This is a genomic window from Lichenibacterium minor (genome assembly GCF_004137685.1).
GTDB classification, from domain to species: Bacteria; Pseudomonadota; Alphaproteobacteria; order Rhizobiales; family Beijerinckiaceae; genus Lichenihabitans; species Lichenihabitans minor.
In genome coordinates, this window is sequence record NZ_QYBB01000023.1 from 1 (window position 1) to 18,612 (window position 18,612).

Here is an 18,612-nt window from a genome sequence, read left to right on the forward strand (position 1 = left end):
TGACCAGCAAGATCGACTCGCGCACCATCCTGGGCGAGCAGGGCGCCGAGCAGCTGCTCGGCCAGGGCGACATGCTCTACATGGCGGGCGGCGGGCGCATCTCCCGCGTGCACGGCCCCTTCGTGTCCGACGCCGAGGTCGAGGGCGTCGTGGCCCACCTGAAGGCGCAGGGCCGGCCCGACTACCTCGGCGCCGTGACGGAGGACGTCGACGGCGACGCGGCGGCGGACGGCGACGGACCCGCGCCGGGCTCGCTCGACGCGGAGGAAGGCGGCGACCTTTACGACCGCGCCGTCGCGATCGTGGTGCGCGACAAGAAGTGCTCGACCTCCTACATCCAGCGCCGGCTGTCCGTCGGCTACAACAAGGCCGCGTCCCTGGTGGAACGCATGGAGCGCGAGGGCGTCGTGGCGGCGCCGAACCATTCCGGCAAGCGAAACGTCCTGGTCGGCGGCGGCGTCGACCACGGCGCCTTCGACCCGGAGGAGGCCTGAGGCTTCGGGCTCCTGCGCCGCTTCCGGGCGGGGCGGTCAGGGCCGCACTGTCTCACAAACGCCATACCGCCCCTTTATCGCGCCGATCATGGCCAGCCGGACACCCCGCATGCATCGTTCGCTCCCGATCGCCCTCGCAATCTTCGCCCTGATCGGGGGTCGGGCGTCGGCGGAATCGAAGCCGATGAACCTCCAGTCGGCCAAGGTCGCCAAGCCGGTCGGCAAGCCCGTGCCCCTCGACCCCGACGCCGTGGTGGCCAAGGCGAACGCGTATTTCAACGACGATGCCACGATGATCGCCCGGTTCACGCAGATCGGCGGAGACGGCCGCCGCACCGACGGCCAGCTCCTCATCGACAGGCCCGGCCGCATGCGCTTCGCCTACGCGCCTCCCGCCACGCTGGAAGTGGTGGCCGACGGCACGTCCGTGGCGGTGATCGACCGCAAGCTCCACACCCAGGATCTCTACTTCATCGCGCAGACGCCGCTGAAGTTCCTGTTGAACGACCACGTCGACCTCGCCGCCGACACCAAGATCATGGGTGTATCGGGAGACGGCAACACGGCGTCCATCGACATCGAGGACCACGCCACCTTCGGCGGCACCTCGAAGATCCGCCTCACCTTCGAGCAGAACCCCTTCGCCTTGAAGCAGTGGACCGTGGTCGACCCCCAGGGTTACGAGACCGTGGTGTCGCTGTCGGACATCGACCTGCAGACCAAGCCGGACGACAGCCAGTTCAAGATCAACACCGAACGGCTGCTCGACACCCGCCGGTGACGGTGGCACGGGGCCGCGGGACGCGGGTTCCCGCCGCCGTCCGCGCCTCCTCCGCCGAAAGCTTCGCCTTGCCCATCACGATAGCGTCCTGGAACATCAACTCGGTGCGGCTGCGCATGCCCATCGTCAAGCGCTTCGCCGAGGCCGCCCGCCCGGACGTGCTGTGCTTGCAGGAAACCAAGGTGCGCGACGAGGATTTTCCCTTCTCGGACCTGCGCGACCTCGGCTACAACCACATCGAGATCAGCGGCCAGAAGGGCTACCACGGGGTGGCGATCCTGTCCCGCTTCCCGCTGTCCGACGTGGTGCGGGGTCCCTTCTGCCGCGAAGGCCACGCGCGCCACATCGCGGCACGGGTCGGCGCCGGGGCGGGCGTGACGGTCCACAATTTCTACGTGCCGGCCGGCGGCGACGAGCCCGATCCCGCGATCAACCCGAAGTTCGACCACAAGCTCCACTTCCTCGGCCGCATGTCGGACGGGCCGAAGGAGCGCCACCTGCTGCCGGAGCGCGCCGTGGTGGTCGGCGACCTCAACATCGCGCCCCTCGAAACGGACGTTTGGAGCCATAAGGCGCTGCTCAAGGTCGTCAGCCACACGCCCGTGGAGGTCGAGGCTTTCGGGCGCGTACAGGCGGCGGGGGGCTGGGTCGACGCCCTGCGCGAGCGCATCCCACCGGCCGAGAAGCTCTACACCTGGTGGAGCTACCGCTCGCCCGACTGGGCCGCCGCCGACAAGGGCCGCCGCCTCGACCACGTGTGGCTGAGCCCCGACCTGCGCCAGGACCTCGGTGCCGTGACCGTGTTCAAGGAAGCCCGCGGCTGGGACAAGCCGTCGGACCATGTGCCCGTCATGGCCGAACTTCGGATCTGAAGCCCGCGAGCCTGCGGCCGAGCCGGTCCGCCCAGTAGCGCCGCAACGGTTCCGCGTTGCCGGGGTGAACCTCGAGGACCCGCATCATCAGCGTATGCGGCACGGCCACGACGGTGCAGGCTTCCTGCGCGGTCGCCGTCACGGTCTGCATCCCCGGCGCGAAGAGAGCCGTCTCGTTGAGCAGCGTGCCCGCCAGGGCCCAGCTCACCGACAGGCGGTCCTCGGTTTCCTCGTCGAGCGCCAGCATCCCGGTGGCGAGCAGCACCGCGGCGTCGGCGACCTCGCCCCGGCGGAACAGGACGTGGCCCGCCGGCAGGCGCCGGGCCTGCGCCGAAAAGGCGACGAGCGTCAGCGCTTCCGCGTCGAGGCAGGCGAAGACCGGCAGGCGCCGCAGCCGATCGATGTCCTGGCCCAGTGCCATTCCGGTCCCTTCACGCGATCAGTCGGTAGCCGCCGGCATCGGTCACGAGCACCCGGGCGTGGGCCGGGTCGTCCTCGATCTTCTGCCGCAGGCGGTAGATGTGGGTTTCGAGCGTGTGGGTCGTGATGTTGGAATTGTAGCCCCACACTTCCCGCAGCAGCACGTCGCGGCTGACCACCTGCGGCCCGGCGCGGTACAGGAACCGCAGGATCGCGGTCTCCTTCTCGGTGAGCCTCAGCCGCGAGCCCCGCTCCGTGACGAGCAGCTTGGCGCTCGGCTTGAAGGTGAAGGTGCCGACCTGCAGCGCCGCGTCCTCGCTGCCGTCGTGCTGGCGCAGGTGGGCGCGGATGCGCGCCAGCAGCACCGCGAAGCGGAAGGGTTTCGACACGCAGTCGTTGGCGCCGGCTTCCAGCGCCGCCACGACCTCGTCCTCGGGCGCGCCCGCGCGGTTGAGCACGATCACCGGGCCGGAGAACCCTTCGGCCCGCAGCGACCGGACCAGGACGAGCCCGTCCCGGTCGGGCAGCGACAGCGCGAGGATGACGAGGTCGGGCCGGTCGGACCCCAGCGCCGCTTCGGCTTCGGCGGCGCTGCGGGCGCAGCGGGCGGCGAAGTCGACATGGCCGCCGAGCTGCTCGGAAAGGGTCGCCCGCAGATCGCCGTCGTCGTCGACGATGAGGATCTTGCGGGCGTGGGCCATGGGCGCGTCTTTCCGGTCGTCGGCGGTGCCACCACGGCGCGCCGCCCGCTGGGCCCCGCCCCGGAGGCCACGTTGCGCAAAGACGGGGCAGGGCGCAAGCGCCGCGACGCCGGTCTTCCCCATCGGCCGTCGATCCGTGCTAACGCCCGTCGACCCTCCCTCCCGCCGAAGCCGCCATGATCCGCATCTACCTCCGCGTCCTCGGCGCCCTCGGGGCCGAGCGACGGCTCGCCGCGGCCCTGATGCTCGCCAACGCCGTGCTGGCGGCCGCGCAGTTCGGCGAGCCCGTCCTGTTCGGCCGCATCATCGACCGCGTGACGGGCACGGGCGCGGGCGGATGGCCGGGCGTGCTGCCGCCCCTCGCCGCCTGGGGGGGGCTCGGGCTGTTCAACATCGCCTGCGGCGTGGGGCTGGCCTTCAACGCCGACCGCTTGGCGCATCGCCGCCGCCTCGACCTGACGGCCGGCTTCTTCGAGCACGTGCTCCACCTGCCGACGAGCTTCCACGGCGCCAACCATTCGGGCCGGCTCCTCAAGGTCATGCTCGAGGGGGTGAACGGCATGGCGGGGCTGTGGCTGTCGTTCTTCCGCGACAATTGCGCGTCCGTGGTGGCCCTGACGGTGATGATGCCGCTGTCGCTTCTGGTGAACTGGCGCCTCGGCCTGCTGCTCGTCGTGCTGGTCGCGGCGTCGGGTTCGGCGACGCTGCTCGTGCTGCGCCACACGGAAGCCATGCAGACCAGCGTCGAGCGCCACAACAGCGGGCTCGCCGAACGGGTGGCCGACAGCTTCGCCAACGTCCCGGTGATCCAGAGCTTCACCCGCATCGCCAACGAGACGCGGGGCCTGCGCCGCGTCACCGAGGCCGTTCTGGCGGCGCAGATGCCGGTGCTGTCCTGGTGGGCGCTGGCCGCGGTGGCGACGCGGGCGGCGTCCACACTGACGCTGTTGTCGATCTTCGTGCTGGGGCTCGCCCTGCATTTCCGCGGCCTCGCCACGGTGGGCGAGATCGTCGCCTTCATGAGCCTCGCCGCGGGCCTCATCGCCCGGCTCGACCAGCTCGTGTCGTTCTCCAACGCGCTGTTCCTGCAGGTGCCGAAGCTCCGCGACTTCTTCGGCGTGCTCGATACCGTGCCGGCCGTCGCCGACCGCCCGGGCGCGCGGGACCCCGGCCGGGTGGCGGGCCGCGTCGCCTTCGAGGGCGTCGCCTATTCCTACGACGGCCGGCGCGACGCCGTGTCGGACATCGCCTTCGAGGTGCGGGCCGGCGAAACCGTGGCGCTGGTGGGCGAGACGGGCTCGGGCAAATCGACCACGCTGGGGTTGCTGCACCGCGTGTTCGACCCCGCGCGCGGCCGCATCACGGTCGACGGCGTCGACCTCCGCGACCTGTCGCTGGCGGGCCTGCGGCGCAACATCGGCGTGGTGTTCCAGGAGCCCATGCTGTTCGCCCGCTCGATCGAGGAGAACCTGCGCGTGGGGGCTCCCGACGCTTCGGCCGACGAGGTGGCGTCGGCGCTCGCCCGCGCCCGCGCGGCCGACTTCGTCGCGCGCCAGCCGGACGGGCTGTCCACCGTGCTGGGCGAGCGCGGCCGGTCGCTGTCGGGCGGCGAGCGCCAGCGCCTCGCCATCGCGCGCGTCCTGCTGAAGAACCCGCCCATCCTGCTGCTCGACGAGGCCACGAGCGCGCTCGACGCCGTGACGGAGCGGATGGTGCAGGACGCCGTCGACGCCGCGGCGCGCGGGCGCACGACCTTCATCATCGCCCACCGCCTGTCGACGGTGCGCCGCGCCGACCGCATCCTCGTGTTCCACGACGGGCGCGTGGTGGAGGAGGGCGGCTTCGACGAGCTGCTGCGCCGCGGCGGGCGCTTCGCCGCCCTCGCGCGGGCGCAGGGGTTCGCGGTGGCGGAAGCGGGGTAGCGGACGCCCACGTCCCGCGACCGGCCGCGCGGCGGGGCGGTCCGGCTCCCGCCTTGTCGCCCCCGACCCCCTCCGCTACGGTCCCGCCGCACGCTGAAGGGGACCCATGCGCGTTCTGGGCATCGAGACGACCTGTGACGAATCCGCCGCCAGCGTGGTGCGCCTGCGCGAGGAAGGCGGGGGCGACATCCTGTCGAACGAGGTGATGAGCCAGATCGCCGACCACGCCGCCTTCGGCGGCGTCGTGCCCGAGATCGCCGCCCGCGCCCACGTCGAGGTCATCGACCGGCTCGTCGAGCGCGCGCTCGACCGCGCGAAGATGCGGCTCGACCAGCTCGACGGCATCGCGGCCGCGGCGGGGCCGGGGCTCGTGGGGGGCGTCATGGTGGGGCTCACCACCGGCAAGGCCCTGGCGCTGGCGCTCCGCAAGCCCCTCGTCGCCGTGAACCACCTCGAAGGCCACGCCCTCACGGCGCGCCTGACCGACGGCGTGCCCTTTCCCTACCTGCTGCTCCTCGTGTCGGGCGGCCACACGCAGCTGATCGCGGTGCGGGGCATCGGCGACTACCGCCGCCTCGGGACGACGGTCGACGACGCGGTGGGCGAAGCCTTCGACAAGACCGCGAAGCTGCTCGGGCTGCCTTACCCCGGCGGGCCCTCGGTCGAGCGCGCCGCCGAGGCCGGCGACCCCGTCCGCTTCACCCTGCCTCGCCCGATGCTCGGCCGCGCCAAGCCGGACTTCTCCCTGTCGGGGCTGAAGACCGCCGTTCGGCTCGAGGCCGAGCGCGCGGCCCCCCTCACCTCCCGGGACGTGTGCGACCTTTGCGCCTCGTTCCAGGCCGCCGTCGTCGACGTGCTGATCGACCGGACCCGGGCGGCGCTGCGCCAGTTCCGCGACGTGGCGGGCCGGCCCAGCGCCATCGTGGTGGCGGGCGGCGTGGCGTCGAACCTGTCGGTGCGGAGCGCCTTCGTGCGCTTCGCCGGCGAAAGCGGCATCCGCCTCGTCCTCCCGCCGCCGGTGCTGTGCACCGACAACGGCGCCATGATCGCCTGGGCCGGCATCGAGCGCCTGCAGCTCGGGCTCGTCGACGACCTCACCGCACCGCCGAGGCCCCGCTGGCCGCTCGACCCCGAGGCCGAGCGGGCCCCCGGCGGACGGGCCTGATGCGCTTCGCCCGCATCGCGGTGCTGGGCGCGGGCGCCTGGGGCACGGCGCTCGCCACCGTGGCGGCGCGGCCCGGCCGGCGCGTGATCCTGTGGACGCGCGACCCCGCCGAAGCCGCCGCGATGGCGGAAGCCCGCGAGAACCGCCGGTCGCTGCCCGGCGTGCGGCTCGCAAACGGCATCGTGCCGACGGCGTCGCACGAGGAGCTCGCCACAACGGAGCTGGTCCTGCTCGCCGTTCCGGCGCAGCACCTGCGGGCCACCCTCGACGCCGTGCCGCGCTTCGCGGCCGGCGTGCCGGCCGTGCTCTGCGCCAAGGGGATCGAAGCCGGCACGGGCCTGCTGATGAGCGACGTGCTGGGCGCCTGCCGGCCGGGCCACCCCGCCGTGGCGCTGTCCGGGCCGAGCTTCGCCGCCGACGTCGGGCAGGGCAGGCCCACCGCCGTCACGGTGGCGAGCGAGGACGGGGAACTCGCCCGCGCGGTCGCCGAGGCGCTGGCGAAGCCCGGCTTCCGCCCCTACCACTCCACGGACCTCCGCGGCGTCGAGATCGGCGGTGCCGCCAAGAACGTGCTCGCCATCGCCTGCGGGGTCGCGGCCGGCATGGACCTCGGCGCCAGCGCGTCCGCGGCCCTGATCGCACGCGGCTTCGCGGAGCTCGGCCGCTTCGGCCGCGCATCCGGCGCCCGGCCCGAAACCCTGATGGGCCTGTCGGGCCTCGGCGACCTCGTGCTCACCTGCTCGTCCGCGCAGTCGCGCAACTTCGCCTTCGGCCGCGCCCTGGGTGCGGGCGCTTCGCTGGCGGAGGCCGCCGGCGGCAAGCTGGCCGAGGGCGTCGCCACCGCGCCGGTGCTGGTGCGGCTCGCGCGCGAGCGCGGCGTCGACATGCCGGTCGCCGAGGCCGTGGCGGCGCTGGTCGCCGGTCGCACCACGCCGCGCGACGCGCTCGATGCCCTCATGTCCCGCCCGTCCCGCGCCGAAGCCGGCGACTGAGGCGTCCCCTTTTTCCGAACGAGACGGAGTCGAACCGCCATGGCCCGTTGGCTGGTGAAGAGCGAGCCCGCGAAATGGTCTTTCGCCCAGCAGGTCGAGGCCGGCGACGCCGGCACGCATTGGAACGGCGTTCGCAACCACGTCGCCAAGCAGCACCTGATGGCGATGCGGGTGGGGGAAGAATGCTTCTTCTACCATTCCAACGAGGGCAAGGCGGTCGTGGGCGTGGTCGAGGTCATCAAGCCCTATTACCCCGACCACACGGACGAGACCGGCAAGTTCGGCATGGTCGATCTCAAGGCCGTGCGCGCCCTGCCGCCCGTGACGCTGGAGCGCATCAAGCGTGAGCCGCGGCTGGCCGAGATGGTGCTCGTCAGGAACTCGCGCATGTCGGTGCAGCCCGTCACCGAAGCCGAATGGGCCCTGGTGCTCGAGCTCGCGGCCGGTTGAGCGGCAACCCGGGGCGTCGGCGGCCGTTCCCCGCGGGTCACCCGGGGGCGGCGTCGATGAACAGGGTGCGAAGGTCGAGCAGGAGCGTCTTCGCCGTCCTGCTCGCGGCACCCCTCGCGGGGGCCCGGCGATACCTGTCCGCTCGGGTCAGATGAACTTCAGCGCCTTCATGCTGCTGTGGCCGTGCTTGCCGACGATGAGGTGGTCGTGGACCGCGATGCCCATCGGCTTGGCGATCGCGATGATCTCGTGGGTCATGCGGATGTCGGCGGTCGACGGCGTCGGGTCGCCGCAAGGGTGGTTGTGGACCAGCACCAGCGCCGTCGAGCCGAGCTCCAGCGCGCGGCGCACGACTTCGCGCGGATACACGGGCGTGTGGTCCACCGTGCCGCGGCCCTGGACCTCGTCGTCGATCAGCACGTTGCGCTTGTCGAGGAACAGGACGCGGAACTCTTCGCGGTCGTTGAACGCCATCGCGGTGCGGCAATAGTCCAGCACCTCCGTCCAGGAGCCCAGGGTTTGGCGCGCCTTGACGGCGCCCCGGGTCAGCCGGCGTGCCGCCGCCTCCACGACCTTCAGGTCGGTGATGGCGGATTCGCCGAGGCCGGCGATCTCCCTCAAGCGTTCCGGCCGGGCCGCCAGCGTTTCCGCGAAGGAGCCGAAGCGCGCGATCATCGCCTTGGCGAGGGGCTTCACGTCGCGCCGCGGGATGGCGCGGAACAGGATCAGTTCGAGGAGCTCGTAATCGGCGACGCCGGCATCGCCCACCGCGTTGAAGCGCTCGCGCAGCCGGTCGCGGTGGCCCGCGTGGAGCGGTTCCGCCGGGCGAGGCTCGCCGAAACCGTCCTCCCTGGCGTCGGAGCTCACGGCTTGGCGAAGGGCGGGTGGTGGAGGCCGGCGGGCGACAGGGTGAAAATCTCGCAGCCCGCGTCGGTGACCCCCACCGTGTGCTCGAACTGCGCCGACAGCGAGCGGTCACGCGTGACCGCCGTCCACCCGTCGCCGAGCACCTTCACGTGGGGGCGGCCGAGGTTCACCATCGGCTCGACGGTGAAGAACATGCCGGGCTTCAGCACCACGCCTTCGCCCCTGCGCCCGTAATGCAGGATGTTCGGCTCGTCGTGGAACAGGCGGCCGATGCCGTGCCCGCAGAACTCGCGCACGATGGTGCAGCGCTCGCCCTCCGCGTAGTCCTGAATGGCGGCGCCGATGTCGCCCGTGGTGGCGCCCGGCTTGACGGCCGCGACGCCGATCATCAGCGCCGCGTAGGTGACCTCGATCAGCCGCGCGGCGCGGCGCGGGATCTCGCCGACCGCGTACATGCGCGACGAATCGCCGTGCCAGCCGTCCAGGATCAGCGTCGCGTCGATGTTGACGATGTCGCCTTCCCGCAGGGGCTTGTCGTCCGGGATGCCGTGGCACACGACATGGTTGATCGACGTGCAGATCGACTTGGTGAAGCCGCGATAGTCGAGCGTCGCCGGAAAAGCGCCGTTCGCCACTGCGAAGTCGAACATCAACCGGTCCAGCGTGTTCGTGGTCACGCCAGGCCGGACATGCTCGGTCAGCATGTCGAGCGACTCCGCCGCCAGCCGCCCGGCCCGCCGCATGCCGGCGAAAGCGGCCGCGTCGTGGATCTTGATCTGGCCGTTCTTCCGGCCCGGCGATGTCGATGCTTCGACGAAGGTCATGGATGCCCGAACGCGTGTGATGGTTGGCCCGACGCCCCAGGTGGGGCCGTCCGGGACGATAAACAATCGGCCGCTTCGGTTCAAACGGCGAACCGAGCGGCGGGCCGCCCTTGCCAAGCCGGACCGCTTGCTGGACAGAGGGGCCATGACGTTTCGCGCCAGCAACGACCTTTCCGCCTACGGCCGGCACGCGCCCCGCGGCTGGCTCGCCGGCCTGGTCGGCGTGGCCCGGCGCTGCGGCACGGACTGGTCCGGCCGGCGCCTCGCCTTCGCGCTCCGGGCGGTCGGGGTTCGCGCCCTCGCCGGCCGTCCGCTCGACGTCGAGTCGCTCGGGCTCCGCATGCGGCTCTACCCCGGCAACAACGTCGCCGAAAAGAACCTGCTGTTCACCCCCCAGTATTTCGATCCCGAGGAGCGCCGCTTCCTCGCCGACCGGCTGGGGACCGACTTCGTCTTCGTCGACGTGGGCGCCAACGTCGGCGGCTACGCGCTCTTCGCCGCCACCCTCGGCGGCCCCCGGGCCCGGATCCTGGCCGTCGAGCCCCAGGCGGACATCTTCGAGCGGCTGTCCTTCAACATCCGGCAGAACAGCCTCACCACCGTGAAGGCGCTGGAACTCGCGGTCGCCGACCGAGACGGCGAGATCACGCTCTTCGTCGACGCGAAGAACAAGGGTGAAACCTCCATGCGCCTCGTCGGCACGCACGGCCCCGGCACCTCCGTCAGGGTGCCCGCCAAGGCGCTTCGCACGCTCGTCGAGGAGGAGGGCTTCCCTCGGCTCGACTGCGTGAAGCTCGACGTCGAGGGGGCCGAGGACCTGATCCTGGAAGCCTTCTTCCGCGACGCGCCCCCGGCGCTGTGGCCGCGGCTGCTCGTCGTCGAGGACGCGCCCGGCCGCTGGGCGATCGACCTGCCGGCGCTCATCGCGGCCCACGGTTACGCCGTCGCGCTGAAGACGCGCACCAACGTCATCTACGAGCGCGACACCGCCGAAAGCCGAACCCATGACTGAAGCCGTGACGGCCGCCATCCTGGTCATCGGGGACGAGATCCTGTCGGGTCGCACCAAGGACAAGAACATCGGGACCATCGCCGACCACCTGTCGGCCATGGGCATCGACCTGTCCGAGGTCCGCATCGTGCCGGACGTCGAGGCCGAGATCGTCGCGGCCGTGAATGCGCTGCGCTCCCGCTACACCTACCTGTTCACCACCGGCGGCATCGGCCCGACCCACGACGACATCACGGCCGACTGCGTCGCCAAGGCCTTCGGGGTCGGGATCGGCGAGCATCCGGAGGCGATCCGCATGCTGCTGGAACGGATCAGGCCGGAGGACCTCAATGAGGCCCGGCGCCGCATGGCCCGGATCCCCGACGGGGCGGAGCTGATCCGCAACGACGTGTCCAAGGCGCCGGGTTTCCGGCTCGGAAACGTGATCGTGATGGCGGGGGTGCCCGCCATCATGCGCAACATGCTCGACAACGTGACGCCGAGCCTGCAAGGCGGCGACCGCATGGTGGCTGAGGCGGTCGACGCCGAAGGGTTGCCCGAGGGCGCCTATGCGGCCGGCCTCGGCGCGCTCGCCAAGGCGCATCCCGGCGTGTCGATCGGCTCGTACCCGTCCTTCTCGCCGGACGGCTTCCGCAACCAGATCGTGGTGCGGGGCAAGGACGCCGGGCTCGTCGCGGCCGCGCGATCGGCGGTGGTCGCCCTTCTGGCGGGCCTGAAGGGCGACGGCGTCCCGGCCTGAGCCGGGACTGAAGGAGGACGGGGCGATGAGCGACCACGGCGACAAGGCTTTTCCGGTCTCCTGGGACCAGTTCCACCGGGATTGCCGCGCGCTGGCCTGGCGGCTGTCGGCGGCCGGCCCTTTCGACGCGCTGGTGGCCATCACCCGCGGCGGCCTCGTGCCGGCCGCCATCGTGGCGCGCGAACTCGGCATCCGCACCATCGAGACGGTATGCATCGCGAGCTATCACGACTACGACACCCAGGGCGGCCTTCGGGTGCTGAAGGGGGTCTCCGATGCCGTGCTGAAGCTCGGGCGGGACGCCAAGGTGCTGGTGATCGACGACCTCGTCGACACCGGCCAGACCGCCCGGGAAGTGCGCGACATGCTGCCCCACGCCCATTTCGCCACGATCTACGCCAAGCCCCTCGGCCGGCCCCTGGTCGATACCTTCGTGACCGAGGTCAGCCAGGACACCTGGATCTACTTCCCCTGGGACATGGGCCTGACCTTCCAGGAGCCGCTGGCCAAGGGGCAGCCCGGATAGCCCTCGCCCGTGGCTCGCGGGCGCGTGGTCCTAGGCCGGCGTCCTGCCGCAGCGGCGGTCCGCGCAGGGCGCCGGGCCGGGATATGGAAGCGTACCTCCCGCGAAGGATTGCCCTCCGGACCGGATCTCATGCGTGTTCATGGCTCGACCGGCTCGCCGAATGCGGTCGCGATCTGCCGCAGGCGCCCCGTTCGAGGGCCAGCCGGGCCGCCCCGGTCACGAAAACGACATTGCCGACGTCGTGGTGCACTCCGTCGTGGAGCCAGGATGGGCACCTATGTATTGAGTAATGGTGCGTTCGTGATCTGACGAACGGCGCCGAGGACCCAGGGTCCGATCCAGGCGATGTCAACCGCAGACAATATCTAGGCCCGACGGCTCTGGCCCGGGTGAGCGAGCATCAGGCGAGAGTGCGATGAACCAGATGAGAGGCCTTGACGTCACCTTCGCCGTCCACCCGAGGCCGGCGCCTCACGATTCCAAGGACAATACGGATCCGGTTCCTGTGCCGACCCAGCCGAGTTCGGTGGCGTCGCTCGCCGAAGACGCGGTTCCCGAACGAGACACGTTCATCGGCGACCTGATCTTCCTGGCTCGCTTCGCATTCGGGCGATATTGATCGATCCCTCAAAGGAAGACGCGCCTCGGAGCAACGGGCGCTCGCTTCGCGAACTTCGTCATATACACCGTCTACGGAGGACGTCGGCCGGTTCGCGACGGTTCATTCCGGACGAGAAACGGATCAGACGACCGACTCGCCGGCGCCCACAGGTCAGGATATCGGACGAGGCCCCCCTCGACCGCGCGTGCCGGCGTCCCCAACCTCATGAGCCCGGGCCGGTGCCTCCGGTCGCCGGCGACCTCATCCGCCGCGCCTCGGCTTGATGTCGAAGGTCCAATGCAGGCCGGCCGGCCAGACGGTCACCCGACACCAGCCGGTCCCGCAGGCGTCAACCTGGGACGCTACGGACGGCCCTTCCACATTCTGCTTCGGCCATTGAGCGAGCACAGCGGTGCTGATGCCGTTCAGCAGGGCGAAGCCGACCAGCGCCGTTCCCATGATCCTGGCTGTGGCCGTCACGCCATCGATACAGGCAGCCATGAGCACCAGCATGGAGCTCGCGCCAACGAAGAAATAGCGGCTGCCGGCCCATCCGGAGAGCATGTCATCGGCTGTCGCCAAGGCTCCGAACTCGTTCACGAGCGGGATCAGGAGGGCGCCGACTTGCAGCAGCCCCGCGGTGAACAAGCCTAACCTGCGTGAGGCCAGGACGGTGACGGCCACCATGCCCGCAACGCCCAGCGCTGCCACCTGTAATCCCGTCGCGTGGCCCAGGCCATCGTAGGCCCCCACCGTCCGCCCGAGCACGTCCAACACATGTGCGGGCAGGACTTGGGCGTAGAAGACCTGAAGCACCTCGGGCAGGAGCATGTGCGGAGACAGAGATAGCGCCCTGTGCAGTTCCGCCCGGTGCGCCAGAACGACCCCCGCTTGCACGGCGGTCGCGATGCCCAGCACCGACGTCATCGCCCAGCGGAAGGTGCTGCGGCGCCACGCGGCCCCGGCCAAAAAAAGCGGAAGCAGGATGCAAGACGGCGTTCCGGTGAGACCGCAAGCCAGCAGCACGGCGTAATGCACGGCCGCCCGCGGGCTCCATGCCGGGACGTCGTCCGAGACTGCCAAGAGCAGCGTCAGGACGGATGCCACCCACTGAACGTTCGTGGCGCTCAGGAAAACCTCGTAGCCTCCCGGCTGAAGAGCGAACAGAGCAGCGGCTGCGGAGGCGGCCCATGTGGAGCAGCCTCGGGCAAGCAAGAGCCTCGCGATCATCCAGCAGCACGCCATCGCCACCGCGAGGCTCAGGTAGGTGGTGACATGGGCTGCATACCGTGGCGGAAACTGAAGCGCCGCTTCAACCAGCCCGTCGGTGAGGAGCTGGTAATTGCCGTTGAAAACTCGGACGAGGCCTTTGAGCGGCGCCACATTCTGCAGCTCGCTGTAGTACAGAGCGCCCTCCTCGGCCCAGAACCGAGGGGCCGTGAGCAGGCCGGGAGATCGCCAAGCGAGGCAGCAGACGAAGATACCGGTAGCCAGCAGCGGAGTACTCGCGAAACCCCGCACGATGCCGACGGTCCGCGGCGCTTCGATTGCGCTCAAGGCGTGTCCTTCGATGTCAATCCATCCCCCGGTCGTTCAATGTCCGACTGATCCCGATTCGAACCGCCCACTCCCGGTTTCCGGCCGCGAACGGGTATGAATAAAGGCGCGTCCGCGAGCCGCATCGCATCTCGCGCTCGGTTGGTCCAGTGCCGAATCAGCTGCTTCGGGTGAGCGGCGTCACGAACCAAGCGTTGCCGCTCCCCTCCAATCTTGCCGGTTTTGCATCGATCGACATGGGCCAGGACTGCCCCTAAGCCTCCGGACATCTGACAAGTGGGCGCCTACGCCCGGCATCGAGGCGTTTGTCTGCCATATTTCGTTTCCGGTCGATCCGCCTGAGTGGTTCGGAAAGCGCAGGTGCAGTCCGGCGCCGCGACGTGGATTGCGGATCATACGACGCGGTGCGCGCTGGGGGACTCGAACCCCCAAGCCGTGAGGCGGGGGATTTTAAGTCCCCTGCGGCTACCAGTTTCGCCAAGCGCGCGACGCGACCGAAGCCGCAGATAGCACGGCGTTGGAAGGGACAGGAAGCGGCTTTCGGCACGCGTGCCCCGACCGCAGGGCTCGAGAGGGCGGCCGGCCCTGGCGTGTGGCACGGCACCGCCGGCAGGCCGACGAGCGCGGATTCTGCCCGTGCCGCTTCCCGACAACCAGCCCAGCGAAGCTTCCCCGGGGGTCGCTGACAGCGCTCGCGCCGGACAGGCTCAGAAACCCGAGGACTGACGAGGCCCGCGTGGTGTCGGGCGGCCCGGCGACCGGTGGCTCCGCCCGGCGTGCCGTGATCTGGCGTCGGTCGACGCGTCCGCCTCCGCGTTTCTACCGCCTCGGCCGTCGTCATCGCCGCGCGGGGCCCTGCGCCCCCAGATAGGCGATGACGTCGGCGCGCTCCCCGGCGTCGGGGAGCCCGGGGAAATGCATCGCGGTGCCCGGCGCGAAGGCGGCCGGGTCGGTCAGCCACGCGTCCAGGCGCGCTTCCGTCCAGGTCCCGCCGCTGTCCCGGAGGGCCTGCGTATAGCCGTAGCGCGGCCTGCGCTCCGCCACGCGGGCGCCGACGACGCCGTACAGGTTCGGGCCGTCCACGTCGGCGCCTCCGCGCCCGATCGTGTGGCACGCCGAGCAGGCCCGGAAGACCGTCGCGCCGCGTCCGGCATCGGCCGAGCGGCCCGGGTCGGGCCGGCCGCCGATCTCGGTGGGAGCGCTTCGGGGTGGGGCACGCTCGGGCGCGGGTGCCAGCGTCACAGCCACCGCCACGACCGCCACGGCGGCGGTGCCCACGGCGGCCAGGGTCATCGCATGTTTCATGGGGAGGCGGCGTCCGCGATTGAGCAGGGGATGCTGCCGCGCATCCTGTCGCCGGCGCGGCTCGCCGCGAAGCGATGGGTGGGCGACGTTCCGGCGCCGCCACCGCTCCCACAGAAGATCCGCATTCCGTTCATCCTCCATGATAGGGGCTGGCCACGGCCCCGAGCGCTCCCGCATGCCCGTGAGATGTCGCCTCGGGCCACACGGGACCAGCACTCCGCGCCAAAGCGACACGCTGGACACCGGCCGCGACGGTGCCGACCCGTTGCAGGCGAGTCGCCTGGGTCTTTCTTCGTGCGGGCATCCTGGCCCGTGCCGCGGCCGTGCTTTCGCCAAGCCGCCTGGGGGCCGTCCCTCCGGCGCTTCAGCGTGCGACGCCAACCCGCGACGATGGATCGAGGCGGAAAAGCGCGCCCCGCGAAGGCCCGGGGGGACCTCGGCGTCGAGAACGGCGTTGAGCGGCCGGGAGAAAACATCATGCGCAATCTCATCGCGGTCGTCCTGACCCTGTCGACACTGTCGGGCGGCGCTCTCGCCCAAGACGCCGCTCCGGCGGAAGCGCACAAGGGCGCGTTGCCGCAACCGGTCGGGACGACCCAGGTGCAGCAACCGGCCGGCGTCACCAGGACCGGCGACGCCCAGGGCAAGTCGGGCAACACGGCTTCGGGCGTCAACTGCCAGTCGGCCAGCGCGGAGATGACCAACGGCAAGGTCGAAACCTGCGCCAAGTGAGACCGCCCTGGAACGATTTCGTGGGCCGTCCCTGGGCCGGGGCGCGTCGACCCGGACGAAAATAATTGACCCTCGTGCCCCGCCGGTCCAGGGTTCAGACGGACGACCGTCCCGGACAGAGGTGGCGACGCCCCTGTCTGGAGGGACGTCGTGAAGAAGCTCGTGACCGCGCTGCTGTGTTCGGCAGCTTTGGGGATGCCCGCCGTTCAGGCGCAGGAGATCAAGTCGGCGACGAAGTTCGGCGACATGTCGACCGTCTCGCAGGACATGCTCAACCGCGCCGCCACCGACAGCCAGAACTTCCTGCAGACCAACGGCGACTACGCCCAGCAGCGGTTTTATCCCAACCGCCAGATCAACACGACCAACGTGTCGAAGCTGCGCCCGGCCTGGATCTTCCAGACCGAAGTGAAGGAGTCGCTCGAAACCTCGCCCATCGTGGTCAACGGCACGATGTTCGTGACCACGTCCTTCAGCCAGGTCTACGCGCTGAACGCTCGCACCGGCGAGGAGCTTTGGCACTACGTTCCCAAGATGGGGCCGATCACGACCTTCTGTTGCGGCCCGAACAACCGCGGCGTCGCGGTCTCGGACAACATGGTCTACCTCGGCACGCTCGACTCGCAGCTCGTGGCGCTCGATGCCCGCTCCGGCAAGGTGATGTGGAAGACCGAGATCGCCGATCCCGAGGAGGGGTACAGCGAGACGATGGCGCCGACCGTGGTCGACAACAAGGTGCTGATCGGCACCAACGGCGGCGAGTACGGCATCCGCGGCTTCATGAAGGCCTTCGACGCCAAGACCGGCAAGCTGATCTGGACCTTCAATACCGTCCCTGAGAACTCCGTCGGCGTGTGGGCCGAAAAGGACGCGACCGGCAAGGACCTCCACCGCGACATCGCGGCCGAGAAGGCCACGCTGGCGGCGATGATGCAGCCCGCGCCCGGCGATCAGAAGCAGAAGAGCGGCGCCGTCGATCCGGCCGCCAAGGTCGTGCCCGTTGCCGACAAGACCGGCCCGGCGCCGTCCACGTCGGCGGCCCCGCAGCCCAAGGCCGCCCAGTTCTACAAGACGCTTGGCGGCGGCATCTGGCAGAATCCGGCCGTCGACCTCGAGTCGCGCCGCATCTACTTCGTCGTCGGCAATCCTTCGCCGGATCTCGACGGGTCGCAGCGGCCCGGCGACAACCTTTACACCGACTCGCTGGTGTCGCTGGACCTCGACACCGGCAAATACGTCTGCCACCTGCAGTACATTCCCCACGACGTGTGGGACTTCGACGCCGTGTCGCCGCCGGTCATCACCAAGGTGGCGGACAAGGACGGCAAGCCGATCAAGGGTGTGCTGCACGCGGGCAAGACCGGCTACGTCTACGTGCACGACGCCAAGGACTGCAGCCTGGTCCGCTATTCCGAGCCGATGGTGCCGCAGGAGAACATGTGGACGCTTCCCACCAAGGAAGGCGTGCGCATGCTCCCGGGCGCCAACGGCGGCGTGGAATGGTCGCCGCTCGCCACCGATCCGAACCGCGGGCTCGCCTATGCGATCAACCTGCACCAGCCCATGACCTACCAGGTGCAGAACTCGGCCTACCCCGACGGGAAGCTCTGGCTCGGCGGTGCCTTCAAGGTGATCCCGTCCGAGGAGCAGTGGGGCAACATCACCGCGGTCGACTACAACACCGGCAAGATCCGCTGGCAGGTGAAGACGCCTCAGCCGATGATCGGCGGCATCCTGGCGACCGCCGGTGGCCTCGTCTTCGCCGGCGAAGGCAACGGCCTGTTCAAGGCCTACGACTCGGAAAGCGGTTCGCCGCTGTGGTCGTTCCAGGCCGGCGCGGGCGTCAACGCACCCCCGTCGTCCTATTCGGTCGAGGGCAAGCAGTATATCGTGGTGGGCGCCGGCGGAAACACGCAGCTCGACTACAAGCGCGGCAACTCGATCATCGCCTTCACGGTCGATTGACCGGAACGGGTCTACCGTCGACAGGAGGGCGGGCTCATGCCCGCCCTTCCCATATCTGAAACCGAGATGAGGCCATCGACATGACGGTTCGGCGTTTGGGGACCTGCCTTTCGGCGGCGCTCCTCGTGTCCGCGGTCCTTCCAGTGTCGGTCCGCGCCGACACGATCGACGAGAAGGCGGCGGTCTGCTCCTCGTGCCACGGCGAGAAGGGCGTCCCGACCGAGAAGAACATCCCGATCATCTGGGGCCAGCAGGAGGGCTACCTCTACCTCCAGCTTCGGGACTTCAAGAAGGGCGCCCGCAAGAACGAGATCATGAACGGGATCGCGGAGTCGCTCGAAAAGGACGACATGAAGGAGCTGGCGGCCTATTTCGCCGCGAAGTCCTGGCCGAACCTGGACCAGGCCTCCGCCAGCGACGCCGATGTGGCGGCGGCCAAGACGGCCAACAGCGCTGTCGGCTGCTCGGCCTGCCATCTCGACCATTTCCAGGGCACCGGCACCGTGCCGCGCTTGTCCGGTCAAAGCCACGAATACCTGACCAAAACGCTGGCGGAGTTCCGCAGCGGCGAGCGGGCCAACAACCCCGGCATGACCAGCCTCGCCCAGGCGACGCCCGAGCCCGACCTCAAGGCGATGGAGGCCTATCTGGCGGGGCTGTGACCGCCAGGGTCGACCCGGTTCCCGC

At 70.2% G+C, this 18,612-nt stretch carries 19 protein-coding genes and 1 tRNA gene; 13 read left to right on the top strand and 7 right to left on the bottom strand.

The features are described from left to right. The 3 genes from D3273_RS17810 to D3273_RS17820 all read left to right on the top strand — a co-directional run. On the top strand, positions 1-494 hold a 494-nt coding region (locus tag D3273_RS17810), incomplete at its 5' end, for a DNA translocase FtsK (RefSeq protein ID WP_165359550.1). A 109-nt stretch (positions 495-603) separates the two neighbouring features. Further along, on the top strand, positions 604-1,275 hold the full coding sequence (locus tag D3273_RS17815) for a LolA family protein (protein ID WP_245501249.1): 672 nt from the start codon (positions 604-606) through the stop codon (positions 1,273-1,275). A 68-nt stretch (positions 1,276-1,343) separates the two neighbouring features. Continuing rightward, positions 1,344-2,147, top strand: coding sequence for an exodeoxyribonuclease III (locus tag D3273_RS17820; RefSeq protein WP_129228315.1), 804 nt, complete (start codon positions 1,344-1,346; stop codon positions 2,145-2,147). Here the strand turns inward: D3273_RS17820 and D3273_RS17825 are convergent. Then, positions 2,125-2,568 carry a Crp/Fnr family transcriptional regulator gene (locus tag D3273_RS17825; RefSeq protein WP_129228247.1) on the bottom strand — a complete coding sequence of 148 codons (444 nt, stop codon included), beginning with the start codon at positions 2,566-2,568 and terminating at the stop codon, positions 2,125-2,127. The genes D3273_RS17820 and D3273_RS17825 overlap by 23 nt on opposite strands. A 10-nt stretch (positions 2,569-2,578) precedes the next feature. Next, on the bottom strand, positions 2,579-3,268 hold the full coding sequence (locus D3273_RS17830) for a response regulator transcription factor (RefSeq protein ID WP_129228248.1): 690 nt from the start codon (positions 3,266-3,268) through the stop codon (positions 2,579-2,581). 176 nt (positions 3,269-3,444) lie between these two features. Between D3273_RS17830 and D3273_RS17835 the strand changes: the two genes are divergently transcribed. The 4 genes from D3273_RS17835 (at position 3,445) to D3273_RS17850 (ending at position 7,797) form a co-directional block, all read left to right on the top strand. Further along, entirely contained in the window at positions 3,445-5,190 is a 1,746-nt protein-coding gene (locus tag D3273_RS17835) for a glucan ABC transporter ATP-binding protein/ permease (RefSeq protein WP_129228249.1), read from the top strand. A gap of 106 nt (positions 5,191-5,296) precedes the next feature. After that, positions 5,297-6,355, top strand: coding sequence for a tRNA (adenosine(37)-N6)-threonylcarbamoyltransferase complex transferase subunit TsaD (gene tsaD / locus D3273_RS17840; RefSeq protein WP_129228250.1), 1,059 nt, complete (start codon positions 5,297-5,299; stop codon positions 6,353-6,355). Further along, positions 6,355-7,347, top strand: a complete 993-nt coding sequence (locus D3273_RS17845; protein ID WP_129228251.1) for an NAD(P)H-dependent glycerol-3-phosphate dehydrogenase — start codon at positions 6,355-6,357, stop codon at positions 7,345-7,347. The genes tsaD and D3273_RS17845 overlap by 1 nt, the downstream gene beginning before the upstream one ends. A gap of 39 nt (positions 7,348-7,386) precedes the next feature. Then, positions 7,387-7,797 carry an EVE domain-containing protein gene (locus tag D3273_RS17850; protein ID WP_129228252.1) on the top strand — a complete coding sequence of 137 codons (411 nt, stop codon included), beginning with the start codon at positions 7,387-7,389 and terminating at the stop codon, positions 7,795-7,797. 147 nt (positions 7,798-7,944) lie between these two features. Here D3273_RS17850 and radC read toward each other — a convergent pair whose 3' ends face one another. Both radC and map read right to left on the bottom strand, forming a co-directional pair. After that, a complete protein-coding gene (gene radC, locus D3273_RS17855; protein ID WP_129228253.1) occupies positions 7,945-8,664 on the bottom strand; it encodes a RadC family protein in 720 nt (239 codons plus the stop codon). After that, entirely contained in the window at positions 8,661-9,488 is an 828-nt protein-coding gene (gene map / locus D3273_RS17860) for a type I methionyl aminopeptidase (protein WP_129228254.1), read from the bottom strand. The genes radC and map overlap by 4 nt, the downstream gene beginning before the upstream one ends. A 145-nt stretch (positions 9,489-9,633) precedes the next feature. Here map and D3273_RS17865 point away from each other — a divergent pair, with 145 nt between their 5' ends. From D3273_RS17865 to gpt, 3 genes are read left to right on the top strand one after another with little or no spacing between them, the layout of a single operon-like run. Beyond that, positions 9,634-10,500 carry an FkbM family methyltransferase gene (locus tag D3273_RS17865; protein ID WP_129228255.1) on the top strand — a complete coding sequence of 289 codons (867 nt, stop codon included), beginning with the start codon at positions 9,634-9,636 and terminating at the stop codon, positions 10,498-10,500. Further along, positions 10,493-11,239 carry a competence/damage-inducible protein A gene (locus D3273_RS17870; RefSeq protein ID WP_129228256.1) on the top strand — a complete coding sequence of 249 codons (747 nt, stop codon included), beginning with the start codon at positions 10,493-10,495 and terminating at the stop codon, positions 11,237-11,239. The genes D3273_RS17865 and D3273_RS17870 overlap by 8 nt, the downstream gene beginning before the upstream one ends. Positions 11,240-11,264: 25 nt before the next feature. After that, the gene (gene gpt / locus D3273_RS17875) at positions 11,265-11,765 is read left to right on the top strand and encodes a xanthine phosphoribosyltransferase (RefSeq protein WP_129228257.1); all 501 of its coding nucleotides are present in this window, start codon (positions 11,265-11,267) and stop codon (positions 11,763-11,765) included. Positions 11,766-12,627: 862 nt separating this feature from the next. Here gpt and D3273_RS17880 read toward each other — a convergent pair. The 3 genes from D3273_RS17880 to D3273_RS17890 form a co-directional block, all read right to left on the bottom strand. Continuing rightward, positions 12,628-13,923, bottom strand: coding sequence for a hypothetical protein (locus D3273_RS17880; protein WP_129228258.1), 1,296 nt, complete (start codon positions 13,921-13,923; stop codon positions 12,628-12,630). A 405-nt stretch (positions 13,924-14,328) separates the two neighbouring features. Then, a tRNA-Leu gene (locus D3273_RS17885) sits at positions 14,329-14,410 on the bottom strand. Between the two features lie 350 nt (positions 14,411-14,760). Then, positions 14,761-15,228: a c-type cytochrome gene (locus D3273_RS17890; RefSeq protein ID WP_245501250.1), complete on the bottom strand. Its 468-nt coding sequence runs from the start codon at positions 15,226-15,228 to the stop codon at positions 14,761-14,763. A gap of 477 nt (positions 15,229-15,705) precedes the next feature. Between D3273_RS17890 and D3273_RS17895 the strand changes: the two genes are divergently transcribed. The 3 genes from D3273_RS17895 to D3273_RS17905 all read left to right on the top strand — a co-directional run bounded on the left by D3273_RS17895 (position 15,706) and on the right by D3273_RS17905 (position 18,587). After that, positions 15,706-15,960 (top strand): hypothetical protein, encoded by a 255-nt coding sequence (locus tag D3273_RS17895; protein WP_129228259.1) that lies wholly within the window; start codon positions 15,706-15,708, stop codon positions 15,958-15,960. 150 nt (positions 15,961-16,110) lie between these two features. Beyond that, a complete protein-coding gene (locus D3273_RS17900; protein WP_245501251.1) occupies positions 16,111-17,925 on the top strand; it encodes a pyrroloquinoline quinone-dependent dehydrogenase in 1,815 nt (604 codons plus the stop codon). 80 nt (positions 17,926-18,005) lie between these two features. Then, positions 18,006-18,587 carry a c-type cytochrome gene (locus D3273_RS17905; RefSeq protein ID WP_129228260.1) on the top strand — a complete coding sequence of 194 codons (582 nt, stop codon included), beginning with the start codon at positions 18,006-18,008 and terminating at the stop codon, positions 18,585-18,587. The last annotated feature ends 25 nt before the right edge of the window (positions 18,588-18,612 follow it).

Coding starts and splice junctions, on each gene's coding strand:
- tsaD (WP_129228250.1), top strand. CDS start 5,297: ATGCGCGTTCTGGGCATCGAGACGACCTGTGACGAATCCGCCGCCAGC.
- D3273_RS17870 (WP_129228256.1), top strand. CDS start 10,493: ATGACTGAAGCCGTGACGGCCGCCATCCTGGTCATCGGGGACGAGATC.
- D3273_RS17905 (WP_129228260.1), top strand. CDS start 18,006: ATGACGGTTCGGCGTTTGGGGACCTGCCTTTCGGCGGCGCTCCTCGTG.
- D3273_RS17845 (WP_129228251.1), top strand. CDS start 6,355: ATGCGCTTCGCCCGCATCGCGGTGCTGGGCGCGGGCGCCTGGGGCACG.
- D3273_RS17825 (WP_129228247.1), bottom strand. CDS start 2,568: ATGGCACTGGGCCAGGACATCGATCGGCTGCGGCGCCTGCCGGTCTTC.
- D3273_RS17830 (WP_129228248.1), bottom strand. CDS start 3,268: ATGGCCCACGCCCGCAAGATCCTCATCGTCGACGACGACGGCGATCTG.
- D3273_RS17865 (WP_129228255.1), top strand. CDS start 9,634: ATGACGTTTCGCGCCAGCAACGACCTTTCCGCCTACGGCCGGCACGCG.
- D3273_RS17850 (WP_129228252.1), top strand. CDS start 7,387: ATGGCCCGTTGGCTGGTGAAGAGCGAGCCCGCGAAATGGTCTTTCGCC.
- D3273_RS17895 (WP_129228259.1), top strand. CDS start 15,706: ATGCGCAATCTCATCGCGGTCGTCCTGACCCTGTCGACACTGTCGGGC.
- D3273_RS17890 (WP_245501250.1), bottom strand. CDS start 15,228: ATGAAACATGCGATGACCCTGGCCGCCGTGGGCACCGCCGCCGTGGCG.
- D3273_RS17815 (WP_245501249.1), top strand. CDS start 604: ATGCATCGTTCGCTCCCGATCGCCCTCGCAATCTTCGCCCTGATCGGG.
- D3273_RS17835 (WP_129228249.1), top strand. CDS start 3,445: ATGATCCGCATCTACCTCCGCGTCCTCGGCGCCCTCGGGGCCGAGCGA.
- gpt (WP_129228257.1), top strand. CDS start 11,265: ATGAGCGACCACGGCGACAAGGCTTTTCCGGTCTCCTGGGACCAGTTC.
- map (WP_129228254.1), bottom strand. CDS start 9,488: ATGACCTTCGTCGAAGCATCGACATCGCCGGGCCGGAAGAACGGCCAG.